At 27.6% G+C, this 18045-nt stretch carries 22 protein-coding genes; 2 read left to right on the top strand and 20 right to left on the bottom strand.

The genetic code is table 11. From position 1 onward, the window contains the following. Nucleotides 1–430: 430 nt before the first annotated feature. The 7 genes from ACY2RW_RS04405 to ACY2RW_RS04375 are packed head-to-tail and all read right to left on the bottom strand — an operon-like array spanning nt 431 to nt 4194. Entirely contained in the window at nt 431–1324 is an 894-nt protein-coding gene (locus tag ACY2RW_RS04405; RefSeq protein ID WP_490121487.1) for a hypothetical protein, read from the bottom strand. A gap of 6 nt (nt 1325–1330) precedes the next feature. Next, nucleotides 1331–2590: an ABC transporter permease gene (locus ACY2RW_RS04400; protein WP_490121486.1), complete on the bottom strand. Its 1260-nt coding sequence runs from the start codon at nt 2588–2590 to the stop codon at nt 1331–1333. Next, complete coding sequence (locus ACY2RW_RS04395) at nt 2587–2988, bottom strand: hypothetical protein (protein ID WP_490121485.1); 402 nt, start codon at nt 2986–2988, stop codon at nt 2587–2589. The genes ACY2RW_RS04400 and ACY2RW_RS04395 overlap by 4 nt, the downstream gene beginning before the upstream one ends. Before the next feature lie 3 nt (nt 2989–2991). After that, entirely contained in the window at nt 2992–3306 is a 315-nt protein-coding gene (locus tag ACY2RW_RS04390; protein WP_490121484.1) for an excalibur calcium-binding domain-containing protein, read from the bottom strand. A 1-nt stretch (nt 3307) separates the two neighbouring features. Further along, nucleotides 3308–3556, bottom strand: coding sequence for a DUF4236 domain-containing protein (locus ACY2RW_RS04385; protein WP_490121483.1), 249 nt, complete (start codon nt 3554–3556; stop codon nt 3308–3310). Between the two features lie 2 nt (nt 3557–3558). Further along, a complete protein-coding gene (locus ACY2RW_RS04380) occupies nt 3559–4038 on the bottom strand; it encodes an SH3 domain-containing protein (protein WP_490121482.1) in 480 nt (159 codons plus the stop codon). Nucleotides 4039–4044: 6 nt separating this feature from the next. Continuing rightward, nucleotides 4045–4194, bottom strand: a complete 150-nt coding sequence (locus tag ACY2RW_RS04375) for a hypothetical protein (protein WP_490121481.1) — start codon at nt 4192–4194, stop codon at nt 4045–4047. Nucleotides 4195–4436: 242 nt separating this feature from the next. On the opposite strand from ACY2RW_RS04375, the gene ACY2RW_RS04370 reads away from it, so the two are divergent. Further along, a complete protein-coding gene (locus ACY2RW_RS04370) occupies nt 4437–4850 on the top strand; it encodes a hypothetical protein (protein ID WP_490121480.1) in 414 nt (137 codons plus the stop codon). 81 nt (nt 4851–4931) lie between these two features. On the opposite strand, the gene ACY2RW_RS04365 is transcribed toward ACY2RW_RS04370, so the two are convergent. From ACY2RW_RS04365 to ACY2RW_RS04340, 6 genes are all read right to left on the bottom strand, one after another. Then, on the bottom strand, nt 4932–5411 hold the full coding sequence (locus tag ACY2RW_RS04365; protein ID WP_490121479.1) for a DUF5763 domain-containing protein: 480 nt from the start codon (nt 5409–5411) through the stop codon (nt 4932–4934). A gap of 88 nt (nt 5412–5499) precedes the next feature. Next, nucleotides 5500–6144 carry an OB-fold protein gene (locus tag ACY2RW_RS04360; RefSeq protein WP_490121478.1) on the bottom strand — a complete coding sequence of 215 codons (645 nt, stop codon included), beginning with the start codon at nt 6142–6144 and terminating at the stop codon, nt 5500–5502. A 2-nt stretch (nt 6145–6146) separates the two neighbouring features. Then, nucleotides 6147–6698 carry a hypothetical protein gene (locus ACY2RW_RS04355; RefSeq protein ID WP_490121477.1) on the bottom strand — a complete coding sequence of 184 codons (552 nt, stop codon included), beginning with the start codon at nt 6696–6698 and terminating at the stop codon, nt 6147–6149. 94 nt (nt 6699–6792) lie between these two features. Continuing rightward, a complete protein-coding gene (locus ACY2RW_RS04350; protein WP_490121476.1) occupies nt 6793–7461 on the bottom strand; it encodes a response regulator in 669 nt (222 codons plus the stop codon). A gap of 2 nt (nt 7462–7463) precedes the next feature. After that, on the bottom strand, nt 7464–9263 hold the full coding sequence (locus ACY2RW_RS04345; protein ID WP_490121475.1) for a sensor histidine kinase: 1800 nt from the start codon (nt 9261–9263) through the stop codon (nt 7464–7466). A 36-nt stretch (nt 9264–9299) separates the two neighbouring features. Beyond that, nucleotides 9300–9473 carry a hypothetical protein gene (locus ACY2RW_RS04340; protein ID WP_490121474.1) on the bottom strand — a complete coding sequence of 58 codons (174 nt, stop codon included), beginning with the start codon at nt 9471–9473 and terminating at the stop codon, nt 9300–9302. A 360-nt stretch (nt 9474–9833) separates the two neighbouring features. Between ACY2RW_RS04340 and ACY2RW_RS04335 the strand changes: the two genes are divergently transcribed. After that, nucleotides 9834–10601 carry a hypothetical protein gene (locus ACY2RW_RS04335; protein ID WP_490121473.1) on the top strand — a complete coding sequence of 256 codons (768 nt, stop codon included), beginning with the start codon at nt 9834–9836 and terminating at the stop codon, nt 10599–10601. A 57-nt stretch (nt 10602–10658) separates the two neighbouring features. Here the strand turns inward: ACY2RW_RS04335 and ettA are convergent, their stop codons facing one another. From ettA to speB, 7 genes are all read right to left on the bottom strand, one after another. Further along, the gene (gene ettA, locus ACY2RW_RS04330) at nt 10659–12350 is read right to left on the bottom strand and encodes an energy-dependent translational throttle protein EttA (protein WP_490121472.1); all 1692 of its coding nucleotides are present in this window, start codon (nt 12348–12350) and stop codon (nt 10659–10661) included. A 59-nt stretch (nt 12351–12409) separates the two neighbouring features. Beyond that, on the bottom strand, nt 12410–12592 hold the full coding sequence (locus tag ACY2RW_RS04325; protein ID WP_138537544.1) for a CAL67264 family membrane protein: 183 nt from the start codon (nt 12590–12592) through the stop codon (nt 12410–12412). A gap of 55 nt (nt 12593–12647) precedes the next feature. Continuing rightward, the gene (locus ACY2RW_RS04320; RefSeq protein ID WP_490121471.1) at nt 12648–14672 is read right to left on the bottom strand and encodes an oxidoreductase; all 2025 of its coding nucleotides are present in this window, start codon (nt 14670–14672) and stop codon (nt 12648–12650) included. A 283-nt stretch (nt 14673–14955) separates the two neighbouring features. Then, nucleotides 14956–15234: a hypothetical protein gene (locus ACY2RW_RS04315; protein ID WP_490121470.1), complete on the bottom strand. Its 279-nt coding sequence runs from the start codon at nt 15232–15234 to the stop codon at nt 14956–14958. A gap of 104 nt (nt 15235–15338) precedes the next feature. Next, the gene (locus ACY2RW_RS04310; RefSeq protein ID WP_490121469.1) at nt 15339–16307 is read right to left on the bottom strand and encodes a deoxyhypusine synthase family protein; all 969 of its coding nucleotides are present in this window, start codon (nt 16305–16307) and stop codon (nt 15339–15341) included. 10 nt (nt 16308–16317) lie between these two features. Beyond that, complete coding sequence (locus ACY2RW_RS04305; RefSeq protein WP_490121468.1) at nt 16318–17079, bottom strand: RMD1 family protein; 762 nt, start codon at nt 17077–17079, stop codon at nt 16318–16320. A gap of 17 nt (nt 17080–17096) precedes the next feature. Next, nucleotides 17097–18038 (bottom strand): agmatinase, encoded by a 942-nt coding sequence (gene speB, locus ACY2RW_RS04300; RefSeq protein ID WP_490121467.1) that lies wholly within the window; start codon nt 18036–18038, stop codon nt 17097–17099. Nucleotides 18039–18045: the final 7 nt, after the last annotated feature.

Here is an 18045-nt window from a genome sequence, read left to right as displayed (position 1 = left end):
CATATAAAATAACAAAACAGGTATTTATACCTATTTTATTTTCAAAGTAGTTTTATATGTTTGTATTATCATTTTTTGAAAGAAAACGTTATTACTAATTACGAATTAGTTGTGATAGAAAAAGTAGAAGTTAAAAGCCCAATTCCTTAACAGAAATTGGGCTTTTTATTTTCGTGAAATTAGAAAAACTATTTCTTTACTTCTATTTTACACATTTTTCTTCCTACATTTTCTGCTTTTTTCTTGGTAATTTTTTTAATTTTTGATTTACATTTTTTTAAACCTCTACAATCCTTTTTTAAGTGATAAGTTTTACTTGATTTAGTCATACAAATAAAAACATCTGTTTTCTTAGTTTGGAAGGCTGTGGTTATAAAAATTATTAATAAAATTATTAATAAAATTATGGGTAGGTTTTTCATTGAACAACTTATTTATTTTCAAATATAAACCTTCTTATTATTTTTTCTGTATTTGAAGGCAAATCCGTATTTTTTGTATCAAATTTCTTTACATTCATTTCTTTAAACCATTTTTTAAAATAACTATGAATAATCTCTTCGTCATTTAAATTTCCTTTATAAGGATTTATACCCAAAACTAAAATCTCTAAATTACTTAAATCTTTAACATTAGAAATATAGCCAAAGTCTTTTTTAGATATATCTACATTCGAAATTCTATTATTTTTAATAAAATTATGAGTTAAATAACTACTTCTATTTCCATTTCTTTTCGTCGAGTTTTTATGATACATATAACCATCTGTTAGAATAACTAATATATTTCTATATCCATCTTCAACACAATAATCTTCTACTTTATTTTTAAAAAAACGCCAAATATCAGAACCAATATAACTATTATCTTTAATTGCTGACTCGTAAATAGATTCTGTTATTTTTTCATATTTCTTAGAAGTTTGTAAAATTAAGTTTCTTTTTGCATTACTTCTTGTAAAATTGATTTTTAAATCTTTAATTTTCTTATTAAGCTCTTTTTCTTCTGGCTCTGGATCAATAAAAAGTTGAATTTTATCATTTATTCTTCTTGTTTTCTTATTCCTTACATGAATTTCAAAAGTTTGTGCAATGGATTTAATATATCCAATATCTCTTTTGTAAAAGTCCATAGTATTATTTGGATGCAATTTGGGGTTTATTCTATCAGATAAATCTAAAAGAATACTAATATTTAAATTAGATTTTTCTCCTAATAATTTTACTATTTCATATTCAGACTCCTCAAGAACTTCATCTTTAATTTTATCCTTTTTACAAGAAATTCCTAATATGATAAGAAGTACTAAAATTAGATTTCTCATAACAAATTAGTTTATCAACTTATATAAAATTCCTTCAGAATTATTATCATCTATAGAATGATCTGCTAAATGTTGCTTTTCAACTTCTACACATTTTGCTAAAACATCATCAGCTCTTTTTAGTGGCAAATGGTCTGTTATAGAAGAATACCACCCTTTAACATACTCTGCATGATAGGTTAAATAATGTTTATCAGAAAAAATAAAGCCATCTATCGTTCTTTGCAAATCACTTATTTTTCCTTCCAATCCAGAAATTTCTTCTTTTATTGGGTTTAATTTAGATATTAACCCTTCTATATTTATTTCTGAATTTTTAATATCTTCTTTCCTTGTTCTTATAAAACTCTTTATTTTATCTAAATTATCATATTCTTTCATAATAAAATCGAATACTAACCCCCATATAATATAAACTACAAAACCTGCAAAGATAATTCCCCAAAATTCTACACTATTAAAGGCTATGCTTAAATCAAACTCTGGAGAATCTGGTGTTTTTTCTATATTATAAATTTTCATTTCGATTTGATAAGCTAAAATTGCATCAAAAATAAAAGTTACTAAAAATAGCATACCAATTTTTAAGATAGAAGTCCAACTTTTATGCTTTTGAAACATATGCACTAAATAACCTAATCCCATAAATGCAAAAGGAATTGTAGCCACAAAAACTGCTTCCAACCATCCATCTCCTATTGCTTTCGTTAATGCTTTTCCATCAAAAATTGCTGCTGTAAGTTCATCAGATTCAAAGCTTTTAAAAAATGCTGAATAAGACGCTGAAATATAAAAAACTAATAAATAAAAAGTAATTGGGATTAAAACAATTACCCCTAAATAAAACTGAGCTTTTGGTTTCTTGTCAATATCTAAACCAAATTTCTCTGGTATATTTTTAACCTCTACAATATCATTTCTATACTCTATGATTTTTTTCTCTTCATTATGAATAGATTCTTCTATAATAGATGTTGCAGTATTCCTTTTTTTAAGTTCTATTTCAACTTTTCCTTTTTCTTCTTTATATGGTTTCTTTAATTCGTTTTGAAGGTTAATATTATCTCTACATTTTCCTTTATAATCCATATAAACATCGTTCAAACAGGCCTTATAAACAACTGGATTTCCACTTGAAGCCTTAGAAGAGCCATAACCACTTTCGAAAAAGGTGAATTTTTCTTTCTTAAAATCTTCTTCTTTTTCATCTATATGCTCTACTGGAAGTTCTTTTTTTAATGCAAAAATATTTTTTAAAGAATTCATAACTGATTAATTTGTTTGATTAAATCTACTTTAGATATTTTCTCTTTTGCTTTTTCTAAAAGAAAATCAGCTAGTTCAACAATGTTTTCCTTTAGAAAACCAAATTTTAAGCAATACTTTTTTAAAGTATTTATCTCGTCTTCTGTAACAATATTGTCTGCCCAAATCATAATTGCCAAATCGTACAAATACTCAATTTTTTCTTCAAATTTTTCTGGAATTGAGGTGTTATGAGAGGGTTGTAGTAATATTTTTTCTAACTCTTCTTTAGAAACACCTCTTTCTTCTGCAAATTTATAAAGCATTTGTAATTCAAGAGTATCGAAATTATCATCAGAAAATGCCATTTGATATAATCTTAAAAAATGACTTTTTAATTCAATTGTTATTTCATTCATAATTTAATCTGGTAAGTTTTCACAAGGAATATTGTCATCATCAATATCTAAATTTCTGTGACAGTTTCTGTTGCTATTAAAATAGGCTTGTGCTTGAGATTGAGTTTTAAAATCTGAACACTTTTTCTTCTCACAACTATTTTCTGTTTCCTCACAAGAGGTAAACAAAATTGTTGTAACAAAAAATATACATACAGTTAAAAAGCAACCTAAATTATTTTGTCTTCTAGGTTTATTAGAATTTTTATTTTTTTTAGAAACAAAATGACCTTGTACATATGTTCCGTCTTTTTTGTAATAACCTCTTCTGTAACTCATATTATTTTTTTATTAGAAATATTGTAAAAACGGTAGCTATAAGCATCAAAAAAAAGCCTAAACAACCACTTTTAGAGGATTTGGAAAACGTCTTTCTATAAGTTAAACCAGGAATTCCTGTTCTTACTGAAAACCCTTTTGAACCAATTGTTCCTTTTTTAGTTCTATAACTAGAAGAAATACCTGATTTGCTGATATTCAACCCTAAACCTTTGCCTAGTTTGATTCTTTTTTGAAATCTGAAACCCATAACTAATAGAGGTATTTGCCATAAACATAACCAACCAATCCAGATTTTTTAACCCTAACTTTTATCCAGTTTTTTTTTCTATCAAGATAAACAAGAGATGTATGCTTTTTTAAGCGTTCTAAAATTTTAGACTTACTATTTGGCTCTTTTCTTAAATTTAAAGTTTCAATAGAAACATTTATAATATTTCCTATTTTAAATTTATTTTCTATTTTACTTATACTAACAGATTTCTTTTTAGAGTAATTATTTCTGTAAACTTTTCTGTTTCCTGAACTACAAACTCCACAAGAACCTCCATTTTTTGAACAATGTTTACAATCAGAACAGTTTTTACAAGCTGTACAATAACTAGAACCTGTACATCTTCCTAATTCAGTACAGCAAGAAGCTATTAATTCTTTCTTTTTAGTTTCTTGAGAAAATGAACTAACACTAACCAAAAAAGCTAATAAGCAAAAGATATTTAGTGAGATTTTCATGTTAATTTAATTTTTACAGCCATTTTTATCGCAAGTGATTTTATTATTAGTACTAACCCAATGATCCGAATGTTCTGTTGTATCAAAACCACAACCAGTAGTCCCTCCTTTATATCCTTTGTGTACTTCTTGTGTTGGTGTATGTTTTACTGCCATAGTTTTAGTTTAAATTAATATTTATCCAAAAGTAAACTACTTAAAAAACAAAAGCTTACGGAAATCCGTAAAGCATAAAATAAAATTGAATTACCTTCAAATCTATAGGTTCTAAAAAACAGTGTATTGAATTAATTATTAATACTTAAATAATAAATTGAGTATTTCTACTCTAAAATAGGTTAACAAACTTGTATAGTTTTATATAAATAATTTAACCAAAAACTAAATACATTAATATTATGAAATCAAATCAATTTAGTTTGGTATTAAGCCAAACATTAAAAGGAAAAACTGTTTTAGAAAACCCATCTTGTAAGTTTAGCGTAAACTGGGATTTTGAAAAAAATATGGGACTTGCAACACTACACTCCATAAATGGAAGTGAAGTAAATATTACGTTACACCCATTAGGTATTGCAGGTTCATTAGACTTTATGTCAGATATGAAACCTACTAGTTTTAGTGTAAATGCAAATAATGATAATAGTGTAGCTCTTGTTGAAATTACTATATATAGAGTTATTTTAGATTTAGATGCAAAAGGAGAAAACCCATCTGGAGCAATTATGTTTGGAAAAAATGGTGAAAACATTCAAACGTCACAAAATTTCAGTGAAGATAGTGTTGCTAAAGAACTACCATCTGTAAAATAATTAACTTTACTATTATTAGAATGTGTTGATATTTCTAAAAAAGAAGTATTAACACATTTTTTATTTACAAACTATTTGAAGTTATTTATGCTGATAACAAAAACCACCACCTTTTACTTTACGTTTGCAAGTTTTACCAGACTTTGTTTTTGCTCCACAAAGTGATATTTCAGATTTTGAAGAAGCTGGCTTTTTATGATTCTCTTTTTTATCTTGATTTGTATGCTGATAACAATATCCATTCGCAATTTTTGTACGATGTTTACATCTTGTTCCTTTTTTAGTGATTCCTTTACACCTAACAGATGTAGATTTGCCAACTGCTTTGTTAGTGAAGTTATACGTATTTACTAAATCTTTTATTTTTGGTGGCTTACAAATTTTACACGGAGTTAATCTATCTTTAGAAATATCTGCTTTTCCTAACATTTTTTTGGAAACATTTTCTACCATTCTACAAGAAGATAAATGATATTTTTTTCCTGATGGTGTTTTGTAAACGTTTTGAGAAATCGATTTATAACTTAAAAGAATAAAAAAGAGTAAAATGTAACTTTTCATAGGCGATTCTAAAATACTATTTTTTAAAACAAAACCTTACGAAAATTCGCAAGGTTTTATAAAACTACTTTTTCTTTTATTCCAGTAATTATTTTAAACTATTTAAATTTTCAACTAGTTTACATTCTTTCATTAGAACATTTATCATAAGCCCATCACATTTTCCATAAAAAGTTATGTACATCCCTTTTTTTAGTTTAGCTGCTAATTTTTTATCATCAAAAAAACATTGTACTTCTCTAAACATTTCACTACCTTTTAATGTTACATAAACATCTCCAAAAAAATCTTTTTTTATATCTGTTACTTTACCATAAACATAAAAACTTTTACCTTTAAAATTCTCATCTGCACTAACTTCATTTTCAATGTAAGAACCTGTTAAATATTTTGCTGAAACTGTTTGAGATTTTCTTTTTTTATAGTTTGCTAATTTTTTAGCTTTTTCTATAGAATCTAATTGAGATTTGGAAAATACTACTTCTTTATGTTTTTTTACCTCTTTATTTTTTTCTTTTGATAATTTTGAAGTTTCAATATTAGGATTTATAGAATCTGCTGTAATTCCAAATAAAACAAAAAAACCAATTAATAATGCTCCGTAAACCAATGCAGATTTTTTTCTATTAGGTTGATTATTCTTATACCAAAAAAGACTTATTTTTGGAGAAAAGAAACCAATTACTAGTAATATAAGACTTATTAAAACTAATAAAGCAAATAAATTTTCCATAGTTATATATTTTTTATTTCTTCAATTTTGTTTTTAGCTTTTTGAAATGCTATTTTCAATTTTCCTAAATCTTTAATAAATAAAGTGTTTTTAGAACCATACTTTTCTAATTTTAAATACCAAGTCACTTTGTTTTTACTAATAAAATAACCTAGCTGAAAACCATCTTCAGAAATAAATCTATTCTCCATATAATCTGGTTCATCTTTTAAATCTTTTTCTACTTCTAACTCCAATTTACTTAATGCTTTAATTATTTCTAAAAGATCAGAATATTCTATTGATGCAGTTGAATTTCCATATTTTTTTGTTTTTTCAATTTGATAAAAATAACTTTCAATATTACCACTACTTATTTTTCTAATTCTTGTTTTTGCAACTGAATACCTAGTTTCTAATTTATCTAAATTAAAATCTATAGATTTTGTTATTAAACCTGTTTTTGATGAAAAGGCTTCCATTTTAGTTTTTACCTTTTCAGATTTTTTTTTAACATTTTGAGAGAAAACATTTAAAGAAAAAATGATAATTATTAAGAATATAAATTTCTTCATTTTGTATTTTTTAACTTAAGTCAAAACTAATTCTATTAAACAAAAAAAAACTACGGAAATCCGTAGTCTAACAAAATTGGTGTTAAAATTACCTTTAAACCAACCCAAAATCTTTAGCAATAGACACTAAATGTGTTGGGTTTTTCGCATTAAAATGTTCTTTTAAAAATTTTAATCTTTTTTCTATAGAACTTTTACTTGATGGTTTTATTTGCTTCTTTACAAATAGTTCAGGTAGATTATCTTGTAAAATTCCTTTGGAAAGATGTTCTATAATATGAATATCATATTCCGTAATTTCAATCGCTTTTTTAGGGTGAATGGCTTCTCTTAAATCTTCTGAAATATAGAAACTTCCATTTGCATAAATTTGTTGAATCGCTTTTTCCAATTCTTTTTGTCCGTTTCTATTTTTCCAAACATAAGCATCAATTTTTAAATTGTTATATAAATGCTGAATGCGAAATGGCTTGTCTTCCACAGAAAAAACAATAATTTTTAAATTAGGAAATTCTTCTCTTATGTTTTCTATTAAAGCCTCACCAGAAGGAATGTTTTGTTTGTGATGGTCTTCTACAAATGACAAGTCTGTTATTAATAAATCGAACGGATTTCCTTCTAATTTTGCTTTTTTCAGTTTTAAAAAAGCTTCATCGCAATAAGAAATATGAGTAATTTTAGGTATCTGCATTTTTTGTAAAGTAGCTTTTAGTCCGCTATTTATAATATCAAAATCTTCTGCAATTAACACTTTTTGAAACATACTTATTTTTTAAAACGAATGATTGCTTTAAAACCATTGTTAGCTTGAGCATCAAAATTAAGAGTTCCTTGAATGGAATTAATACGGGTTTCCATATTTTTGAGTCCATTTTTAATAACAAACATATTTTCTCTAAACCCAACACCATTATCTTTGTAAATCATTTCTAATTTATTGCCTACTTTTTTGCAAGAAATAACTACCAATGTTGCTTTGCTATGTTTTTTCATGTTTACAAACAACTCATTAAAAACTCTGTAAATAACCACTTGTTTTTCTATAGATAACAAACTTAATTGTAAAGACGATAGACCTTTTAGGCTAATTTTACAAGCATTAGAATTATAACTTGCCACCAATTCTCTAAAATAATTTTCGAAATCTGCACCTGTTTCTACAGAATCATTTTCATGTGAAATTGCACGAGTTTGTAAATATAATTTGTCTAAATCTTGTACAATTTCTTCGGTTTCAAATTTAGGGTTTAGCACTTTTGTAATTGCATTGTAAATGCCATTGCCTAATTCGTCATGCAATCTTTTTGCAATTTTTGTTTCTGTTTTGTATTTCTCTTGTAAAATTCTTTTTTTGTTTTGTTGCTTTCTTCTGTATCCTAAAAATACTAAGCCAGCAATTAACAATATTGCGAAGATGATTATGTTTTTCTTTTGGTTTTTTTCCTGTTCTGCAATTAATTGATTTTTTGTTGCTAAAGCCTCAAACTTTAGTTTTTGCTTTTCTTCTTCTTCGTAATTGTATTTAATTTTAACAAATTTGTATTGTCTTTGGGTATTTTCTTTTTGTAAACTATCTCTTAAATGAATACTTTCTTGATAGTATATAATAGATTTTTCTGGTGATTCTAATTGAACAATTTTATCTATAGCTTCTAACAAGCCATTGGAAGCATTTTCTTTTTTAGCTGTTTTATACATTTTTTCTGCATAAAAAAGTGATTTAGATTTGTTTATTTCTTTAAAGTAATCTGATAAATGACTGTAACTTGCTATTAATCCATAATTATCGTTTTCTTTTCTTCGGATTGATTCAGCTAATAATAAATCATTTAACACATTATTTTTTGAATTTTGCAACCATTTTATATGTGCCAAATTATCGATAATTCTTGCTTTTGTTTTTTTGCTTTTAATTGAATCTTGTAATAGCTCTTTTAAAATTGAAATTGATTTAGGGTAGTTATTTAATTCTTTATAAACATTTGCTAGATTATTTTTGATTGCAATTTCTTGTCTTTTTAATAAATTATATGATAAAATTTTCTTGTGATAATATAATGATTCTTCATAAAGGTGTTGTTTTTTTGAATTTATAGCTAAAGTATTGTACAGAGAAATTATTGTTTTCACTCTTTTACCATTTAAAAACATTAAACCTTTAATTGCAGAAATATCACTATTGTTATAATCTCCAAAAAAAGATTCTATGATTGTAATATTTGACAAACATCTTCCAACCTGAACACTATCTTTGTTTAAAAAGTATAATTGTTTCGATTTATTGTAATAATAAAAAGCACTGTCTTTAAAATTTAATTTTCTGTTAAATTCTGCAATTTTGTAATAGGATTTTGCTTGTTGTTTATAATTATCATTTTCTAACCCTTTTTTTAATAATTTTCTAGAATAGAATAAAGCTTTCCTATTGTCTTTTTGTTTACTAAAAAAGCTAACCGTTTTATAAATACTATCAAAAGTAATTTCATTATTTATTTTTTGAAATGACAAAAAAGAAAGACTTATAATAGTATAAATAAAAAAGAGGAATAAAAGTTTCAATTTCATTCCTCTAAAATACTAAATTAAAAAAATCAAAAAAAATTAATTTCCTTCATTTGAATTATCTGTAACATCATCATCATCATCTGGTAAATATTCATCTTCTCCATCAGTAGCTAAAATTTCCATTTTTGTAGTTTCATCTTCTAAATCTGTACAAGATGTAAAAACTCCGTTTGCAAGTAAAATTGCGAATACTAAAAATACTTTTTTCATGATTTATTCTTTTAAAAATTAGACAAAAGTGTTGCTGTCCGAATTTTAGAATTCAGCTTTTTTGTTGCCAGCAACACATTAAAATTTAAAAGAGTCGCGCGCCTCTTTTGCGGGAAGTTGTAGAATGAAATAGCTTTTTTAAATTGTTTTCCCAGTTAAAATAAAGCCACTATTTAATTCTTGTTTTTAGAAGTAATTCTCTTTTCGTTTTTTATAGAGAACTAATTCTTCTACAAATATCCAATGAGAATGAATGTTTTGATTAGAAAATGATTGGAAAAGAAATAGAAATGATTTTCTAAGTGGTTTGGAAATTTTTTTCTAAATTATTTCTAACTTTGGAAAACCAACAAAATAGCTATGTTAAGAAAATTATTTACTGATTTATTTGAAAAATTAAAAACAGAAAAAGAAAATGATAGCATAAAAAAATATGGTTGTTTTAATTTTTTTATTGATAAAATTTTGGAGGAAAAATATCATAAGATAAATATTGTTTCCACAAAAACTCTTACAAATTATTATAATAAATACGTAGAAAACAGAAAAAATAAAGCTGGAGAACCCAACAATGAATTAAAAAATTTAATTGCTAAATATTTGGGTTTTGAAGATTATTCTGATTTTGAGAATTCTTGTAAAAAACAGCAAGCACCTTTAACAAATAATAAACTTAGAGAAGAAATTATCATTCCGAAAAAAGAAGTAAGTTCAAAGAAATTGTCTAAAGAAAACTCCAACAGAAAGTATAAAAATAAACTTATTATTATTTCAATTTTAGCTCTTTTTCCTTTGTCTTATTTTATCTACAATCATACTAAAAAAAGCTGTATTACTTGGCAAGAAAATTATTTTATAACTTCTTCTTGTAAAAATAATAATGCTATTGATAATACCATCTATAAAATTGATATCGATGAATTTAAAAAAGTGGAAATAGATAGTGACACACAATTTTTTAGAAAAGGAGATCCTTTAATTTGGTATGGAAAATCTGCAACAGGAAAACTAGAATATTTTAATCACAGAGGAATTCATCCAGAAACTTTAAAAGAATTAGATCCAATTACAGAATATATAATAAACAAATATATTTTTAATGAGGAAGAAAAAACGATTCAAAATTAAAAAAAGCAACTAAATTTCTTTAGCTGCTTTTAATAAATTGAAAAAAATCAATAAACTTTATCTAATCAACTTTTTATATTTAATACGTTTTGGCATTAAATCTCCACCTAAACGTTTCTTCTTATTTTCTTCGTAATCAGAGAAAGAACCTTCAAAGAAATATACTTGAGAGTCTCCTTCAAAAGCTAAAATATGTGTACATATTCTGTCTAAAAACCATCTATCGTGACTAATTACTACTGCACAACCCGCAAAATTTTCCAAACCTTCTTCTAAAGCTCGTAAAGTGTTTACATCTAAATCGTTGGTTGGCTCATCTAATAAAAGTACATTTCCTTCTTCTTTTAAAGTCATTGCTAAATGCAATCTATTTCTTTCTCCACCAGATAAAGTAGAAACTTTTTTATTCTGCTCACTTCCAGAGAAATTAAAACGACTTAAATACGCACGAGAGTTTACTTGTTTTCCTCCCATCATTACTAAATCTTGACCATCAGAAAAATTTTCCCAAATGGTTTTATCAGGATTGATATCTGAATGTGCCTGATCTACATAAGCGATTTTTGCAGTTTCACCCACATTAAAATTACCTGCATCTGGAGTTTCTTCGCCCATAATCATTTTAAAAATGGTGGTTTTTCCTGCTCCATTTGGTCCAATTATACCTACAATTCCTGCTTGTGGCAAATTAAACTCTAAATTTTCATATAATAATTTGTCTCCATAAGCTTTAGAAACTCCAGAAGCTTCTATAACATTAGTTCCCAAACGTGGCCCATTAGGTATATATATTTCTAATTTTTCATCAACCTGTTTTTGGTCTTGACTCATTAATTTGTCATAGTTTTTCAAACGTGCTTTTTGCTTTGTTTGACGGCCTTTTGCTCCTTGACGAACCCATTCTAATTCTCGTTCTAATGTTTTCTGACGTTTGGAAGCAGTTTTACTTTCTTGCGCCATTCTCTGAGATTTTTGATCTAACCAAGAAGAGTAATTTCCTTTCCAAGGAATCCCTTCTCCTCTATCTAACTCAAGAATCCAACCAGCAACATTATCTAAAAAGTACCTATCATGAGTAACTGCAATTACAGTACCTTTATATTGTGCTAAATGATGCTCTAACCAATGTACAGACTCTGCATCTAAATGGTTTGTTGGTTCATCTAACAATAAAATTTCTGGTTCTTGTAATAACAATCTACATAATGCAACTCGTCTTTTTTCTCCTCCAGAAAGCACACCAATTTTTTTATCAGAATCTGGTGTACGCAAAGCATCCATAGCAATTTCTAATTTGGTGTCTAATTCCCAAGCATTAGCAGCATCAATTTTATCTTGTAATTCTGCTTGTTGGTTCATTAGTTTTTCCATCTTATCAGCATCAGAATACACTTCTTCCAAACCAAACATATCATTGATTTTGTTGTATTCATCTAAAATGGCAACTGTTTCTGCAACACCTTCCTTTACAACTTCTAAAACTGTTTTTTCTGGATCTAATTGCGGTTCTTGTTCTAAATAGCCAACTTTATAACCAGGAGAAAAAGTAACATCTCCTTGAAAATTCTTTTCTACACCTGCAATAATTTTTAATAAAGTAGATTTTCCTGATCCATTTAAACCAAGAATTCCAATTTTTGCTCCGTAAAAAAAGCTTAAATAAATATCTTTTAAAACTTGTTTTCCTGTTGATTGATAGGTTTTAGAAACCTTATTCATCGAAAAGATGACCTTCTTATCGTCTGACATTTCTTAATTTTTATATTTTTATCTTTTTATTTGTAAACTGCTACAGAAAATGGTAGACTTTATACTCTTCCTTTTAAGGCATTAAAAACCCAAGCAATGGCAAAGAAACCAAAACCAACAGCTGCAAATCCCCAACCAGCAACATCATCGTACCTAAATGCGCCTAAAGCAATTAAACCTAATCCTACTAAAATCATTATAAACGTTGCCCATGCAAGCACTGTGTTTTTATTCATTCCCATAAATTCGTAATTAGTTAGTTAGAAAGGCAAATATGAGAAAAAATAAGGAGATTTTCTACAATTTAGCAGCTAATCTTGCGCCTTGATTTATTGCTCTTTTTGCATCTAATTCACTTGCAAAATCTGCGCCACCAATAACGTGAACGCTTTTACCTAAATCTAATAAAGGTTGATATAGTTCTTTAAATGGAGTTTGACCAGCACAAATAATTACATTATCTACGTCTAAAATTTTTTGCTCTTCATTTTGAGTATAATGCAACCCTTGATCATCAATTTTATTATAAGAAACTTCGCCTATAAATTGTACTTTTTTCTTTTTAAGAGTAGATCTGTGAATCCAACCTGTCGTTTTTCCGAGATTTCCACCAAATTTACCTTTACTTCTTTTAAACATAAAAATTTCTCTTGGTGATGGATGAAATTCTGGTTTTACACCTTCAATTCCACTTCTAGCTTCCATAGATTTATCTATTCCCCATTCTTTTAACCAAGCATCTATATTTTGTGATGTAGATTCGCCTTCATGAGATAAATATTCTGAAACATCAAACCCAATTCCTCCTGCTCCTATAACTGCCACTCTTTTTCCAACTGGTTTTTTGTGTTTTAAAACATCAATATAACTCAATACTTTTGGATGATTGATACCTTCAATTTTTAACTCTCTAGGTTTGATGCCTGTTGCCACAACAATTTCATCAAAATCTGACTCTTTCAAATCATTAATAGTAACTCTAGTATTTAATTTAACAGTTACATTATGCAATTCAATTTGTTTGTTAAAATATCTGATGGTTTCATAAAATTCCTCTTTACCAGGAATTTGTTTTGCCATATTAAATTGCCCACCAATTTCTGAAGCTACATCAAACAATGTAACAATATGCCCTCTTTCAGCAGAAATTGTAGCTGCTGCTAATCCTGCAGGACCTGCACCAATAACTGCTACTTTTTTCTTAGTTGAAGTTGGGTTGTAATTCAATTCTGTTTCGTGACAAGCTCTTGGATTTACCAAACAACTGGCTACTTTCTGCTGAAAAACATGGTCTAAACATGCTTGATTACAACCAATACAGGTATTAATTTCATCACTTTTATCAGCTTTAGCTTTATTTACCCATTCTGGATCTGCTAAAAAAGGACGTGCCATAGAAATCATATCTGCATCACCTTCTGCCAACACTTTTTCTGCAGTTTCTGGCATATTTATTCTATTAGAAGTAACCAAAGGAATCTTAATTTCTTCTTTCATTTTTTTGGTAACCCACGTAAATGCTGCTCTTGGAACAGAGGTTGCAATAGTTGGTATTCTTGCTTCATGCCAACCAATACCTGTATTGATAATGGTTGCTCCTGCTTTTTCTATTTCTTTACCTAATTGAACCACTTCTTCCCAAGAACTTCCATTTTCTACCAAATCTAACATCGATAATCTGTAAATAATGATAAATTCTTTACCTACAGCTTCTCTTGTTTGTTTTACCAATTCAATAGGTAAACGCATTCTGTTTTCATAATCTCCTCCCCATTTATCAGTTCTTTTGTTGGTTCTTTTTGCTATAAACTGATTGATTAAATAACCTTCTGAACCCATAATTTCTACACCATCATAACCTGCCAATTTTGATAATTTTGCAGAGTTTACAAAATCGTTAATGGTTCTTTTAATTCCTGATTCTTTTAATTTAAAAGGTGTAAACCTATTGATTGGAGCTTTAATTTTTGAAGGTGCTACATTAAAAGGATGGTAACCATACCTACCTGCATGTAAAATTTGCATGCAAATTTTACCACCTTCTTTATGTACAGCTTCTGTTATTTTTTGATGATGTTTTGCGTGTTTTTTTGTAGACATTCTTGCAGAAAATGGCGCTGTCCAACCTTGTATGTTTGGTGATATTCCTCCAGTAACAATCAATCCTACTCCACCTTTTGCGCGTTCTGCATAATAGGCTGCAATTTTATCTATTCCATTTTTTTCTTCTTCTAAACCTGTATGCATAGACCCCATTAAAATTCTGTTTTTTAACGTTGTAAAACCTAAATCTAAGGGCTCAAAAATGTGTTTGTATTTCATAAATATGGAATTTGATTTCCTCTTTTAAGGGAATAACTATTTAATTTGGAATCTTGTAATTTTATCACAAGAAAGTTTTCTAAATTTATTATGCATGCATAATACTTTGCAAGATACAATTTTTTCCAAAATCATTAAGTTATTTTTAGCAGTCAAATTTTAATACAAGTTTATTACATAAAAAAAGTTCTGACATGTTTTATGCGTCAGAACTTATATGATTATCTGTTGTATTTTATGGAATAAAAAAGTACTTTAGATATAATTATTGTAAATTTAGAAACTATACTTTATCATCCATATCATTTACATCAAAATCGTCATTATCTTCAAAAAACTCTTCATCTTCTGCATATTCTTCCATTGCATTTTCTAAACGATCACTTATTTTCACTAAATAACATGTATCTTCTGTTTTTACTTCAACAGCTTTTACAGTGTCGCCTTTGGCATTTTTAAAGGAAATGATGTCTTCATAATCATAACCATCTGGATATTTGTCAATTAACATATCTAATATGTCTTTTGTCAGTTTTGCGTATTCTACGATTACTCTTTTCATTTTTTAAATATTTTTTATACCACTTTAAGTACAGTTGAAATATCTAATTAAAATTCCGAATTTAAATCAAAGATTTCTCGACTGCGCTCGAAATGACAAATTTGTTACATTTCTAATAAATAAGCGAAAATAAGAGGTGCAACAATGGTTGCATCACTTTCTATGATAAATTTAGGGGTGTTAATATCTAGTTTTCCCCAAGTAATTTTTTCATTTGGTACTGCTCCAGAATACGAACCATAGCTAGTAGTTGAATCTGAAATTTGACAGAAATAGCTCCAAAAAGGAGTTTCTTCTCTTTCCATATCTTGATATAACATTGGCACCACACAAATTGGAAAATCACCAGCAATACCTCCTCCAATTTGAAAGAATCCTATTCCATTTTTAGAATTGTCTGTGTACCAATCTGCTAAGAGAGTCATGTATTCAATTCCAGATTTTATAGTCGTTGATTTTAATTCTCCTTTTAAAACATAGGACGCAAAAATGTTACCCATTGTTGAATCTTCCCAACCAGGAACAACCATTGGTAAGTTTTTTTGAGCGGCAGCATACATCCAAGAATCTTTTAAACCTATCTCATAATATTCTTCTAAAACACCTGATAATAATAATTTGTACATAAATTCATGTGGAAAAAAACGTTCTTCATTTTCTTCTGCATCTTTCCAAATTTTAAAAATATGCTTTTGCAATCTTCTAAAAGCTTCGTCTTCTGGTATGCAAGTATCTGTAACTCTATTTACCCCTTTTAGTAACAAATCCCATTCATCTTGAGGTGTTAAATCTCTATAATTTGGCACGCGTTTGTAGTGAGAATGTGCTACTAAATTCATTATATCTTCTTCTAAATTTGCACCTGTACAAGAAATAATATGTACTTTTTCTTGACGAATCATTTCTGCAAAAATCTTTCCTATTTCTGCTGTACTCATTGCTCCTGCTAAAGAAACTAACATTTTAGAACCTTGTTCTAATTGAGTTTCATATCCTTTAGCAGCATCAACCAATGAAGCTGCGTTAAAATGCAGAAAATATTTTTCTATAAAATTTGTAATTGCTTTGTTCATTATATGTTTTTTAAATAAATACTTGTATTACTTCAAAAAGGATTAGAATAATAATAATCCACTCTAACATACTACTATATTTATGTTGTAAAATTCCTTGAAATAAATCTAAATTTTCTTTAATTACATTGATACTAAATTGTAATCCTTGATGGCGTTTTAAAATATCTAATTCATCTTTTAACTGATAATCTAATTTTGATAAATGCTCTTTAGACCAAGCTAAATCAGAAGAATCAAAAATAAATAAGTTTTCTAAAATACTATTTTTAAGGTTCATTGTTTTACCTATAAAAATCCGCATATCTTTTTTTGAAAGCTTAATACTCCCTTTTTCTTCAAGTTGTTTTACATATTGTAAAGTACTATCATGCAAAATTGAAGTTCTATTTACATAGTTTGTTAAAGCAACAGATTGAGCAAGATTTAGCATTATTATATGTGCAATATCTATGGTTAATTCTGGTATTTGTATTTTGCCAAAATCTACTTCTAACAGATTTCCTTTAACGATTGTAAACTCTTCTTTAGGTAATCTTTTTTCATCGTAATTATCTAAAATATTCTTTTTAAATACTTCCTTTTTTATGCTTTCATCACAATTTAAAAAAACAATGCTTCCATAATCTTTCAAATAAATAAACGAATCTGTATGTATCTTATATAATAAAAAAGAGTGTTCTCTTTTTGCTAATGGATAGGTACATTCTTCTCTAAACTTTTTTAAATTTAGTTGCCTTTCTAAATGATAAGCAACGACTTTTGTTTCCATTTTCATTAATTTAAGAATTAGAAATCGTCGTCATCATTTTTAAACTTAGATAATTTGCTAAACGAATTTCCATCATTAGTCTCATAATCTTCTTCATCTTCCATATCAGAAATAAATTTATAGCTTAACATTTTGTAGAACAATTTTGCTGCTAAAAAATTTGATGATTTTTCAGTAGGATTTGGGCATAATTCAACCATATCAAATCCAACTACATTGCGTTCTGTAAAAACTTTTTTCAAGAACTCTAAGGTTTCGTAATAAAATAATCCTCCAGGTTCTGGAGTTCCAGTACTTGGCATTATAGAAGGATCTAAAGCATCCAAATCAAACGTAATAAAAACATTACCTGTAAGCTGATCCAAAACATCATCCATCCAATCTTCATTAACAGCCATATCATGAGCAAAAAATACTTTGTCTGGATTCATTGTTCTTTTTTCAGAAATATCCATACTTCTAATGCCTACTTGTACCAAATTGGTTTGTTCATTGGCTTCATATACAGCACAAGCATGGTTACAAGAAGAACCCTGATATTCTTTTCTTAAATCTGCATGCGCATCTATATGCAATACAGTTAAATTGTTAAAACACTCATTAAATGCCCTAATTGTACCAATTGAAACTGAATGCTCTCCTCCAAAAACAGTTACAAACTTATTTCTATTAATATATTTTTTAGTTTCTTGATGCACAGCTGCTACCATCGCTTCTGGTGATGCATTTTCTGTTACAGCTTCAGCTAAAAAAACACCTTCTTTATATACTTCAGAATCGGTTTCTATGTCATACAATTCCATGTTTTCTGAAGCCTCTAAGAATGCTTGTGGCCCTTTGTCTGCTCCTTTTTGCCATGTACTTGTTCCATCGTAAGGAACAGGAATAATTACTATTTTTGATGTTGATAGGTTTCCAAATTCTTGTGGAATTCCTGCATAAGTTTTTTTTGTATTCATTTTATAA

This window comes from Polaribacter sp. 2305UL8-11, assembly GCF_058147165.1.
The sequence above is the reverse complement of the archived record's forward strand: the minus strand, read 5'-3'. Positions and strand labels throughout refer to the sequence as shown.

Excerpts from the sequence above, each read along its gene's own strand:
- ACY2RW_RS04375 (WP_490121481.1), bottom strand. The coding sequence starts at position 4,194 with ATGGCAGTAAAACATACACCAACACAAGAAGTACACAAAGGATATAAA.
- ACY2RW_RS04315 (WP_490121470.1), bottom strand. The coding sequence starts at position 15,234 with ATGAAAAGAGTAATCGTAGAATACGCAAAACTGACAAAAGACATATTA.
- ACY2RW_RS04400 (WP_490121486.1), bottom strand. The coding sequence starts at position 2,590 with ATGAATTCTTTAAAAAATATTTTTGCATTAAAAAAAGAACTTCCAGTA.
- ACY2RW_RS04335 (WP_490121473.1), top strand. The coding sequence starts at position 9,834 with ATGTTAAGAAAATTATTTACTGATTTATTTGAAAAATTAAAAACAGAA.
- ACY2RW_RS04365 (WP_490121479.1), bottom strand. The coding sequence starts at position 5,411 with ATGAAAAGTTACATTTTACTCTTTTTTATTCTTTTAAGTTATAAATCG.
- ACY2RW_RS04385 (WP_490121483.1), bottom strand. The coding sequence starts at position 3,556 with ATGGGTTTCAGATTTCAAAAAAGAATCAAACTAGGCAAAGGTTTAGGG.
- ACY2RW_RS04310 (WP_490121469.1), bottom strand. The coding sequence starts at position 16,307 with ATGAACAAAGCAATTACAAATTTTATAGAAAAATATTTTCTGCATTTT.
- ACY2RW_RS04370 (WP_490121480.1), top strand. The coding sequence starts at position 4,437 with ATGAAATCAAATCAATTTAGTTTGGTATTAAGCCAAACATTAAAAGGA.
- ACY2RW_RS04345 (WP_490121475.1), bottom strand. The coding sequence starts at position 9,263 with ATGAAATTGAAACTTTTATTCCTCTTTTTTATTTATACTATTATAAGT.
- ACY2RW_RS04395 (WP_490121485.1), bottom strand. The coding sequence starts at position 2,988 with ATGAATGAAATAACAATTGAATTAAAAAGTCATTTTTTAAGATTATAT.
- ACY2RW_RS04340 (WP_490121474.1), bottom strand. The coding sequence starts at position 9,473 with ATGAAAAAAGTATTTTTAGTATTCGCAATTTTACTTGCAAACGGAGTT.
- ettA (WP_490121472.1), bottom strand. The coding sequence starts at position 12,350 with ATGTCAGACGATAAGAAGGTCATCTTTTCGATGAATAAGGTTTCTAAA.
- ACY2RW_RS04360 (WP_490121478.1), bottom strand. The coding sequence starts at position 6,144 with ATGGAAAATTTATTTGCTTTATTAGTTTTAATAAGTCTTATATTACTA.
- ACY2RW_RS04320 (WP_490121471.1), bottom strand. The coding sequence starts at position 14,672 with ATGAAATACAAACACATTTTTGAGCCCTTAGATTTAGGTTTTACAACG.
- ACY2RW_RS04405 (WP_490121487.1), bottom strand. The coding sequence starts at position 1,324 with ATGAGAAATCTAATTTTAGTACTTCTTATCATATTAGGAATTTCTTGT.
- ACY2RW_RS04380 (WP_490121482.1), bottom strand. The coding sequence starts at position 4,038 with ATGAAAATCTCACTAAATATCTTTTGCTTATTAGCTTTTTTGGTTAGT.
- ACY2RW_RS04355 (WP_490121477.1), bottom strand. The coding sequence starts at position 6,698 with ATGAAGAAATTTATATTCTTAATAATTATCATTTTTTCTTTAAATGTT.
- ACY2RW_RS04350 (WP_490121476.1), bottom strand. The coding sequence starts at position 7,461 with ATGTTTCAAAAAGTGTTAATTGCAGAAGATTTTGATATTATAAATAGC.
- ACY2RW_RS04325 (WP_138537544.1), bottom strand. The coding sequence starts at position 12,592 with ATGGGAATGAATAAAAACACAGTGCTTGCATGGGCAACGTTTATAATG.
- speB (WP_490121467.1), bottom strand. The coding sequence starts at position 18,038 with ATGAATACAAAAAAAACTTATGCAGGAATTCCACAAGAATTTGGAAAC.
- ACY2RW_RS04390 (WP_490121484.1), bottom strand. The coding sequence starts at position 3,306 with ATGAGTTACAGAAGAGGTTATTACAAAAAAGACGGAACATATGTACAA.
- ACY2RW_RS04305 (WP_490121468.1), bottom strand. The coding sequence starts at position 17,079 with ATGGAAACAAAAGTCGTTGCTTATCATTTAGAAAGGCAACTAAATTTA.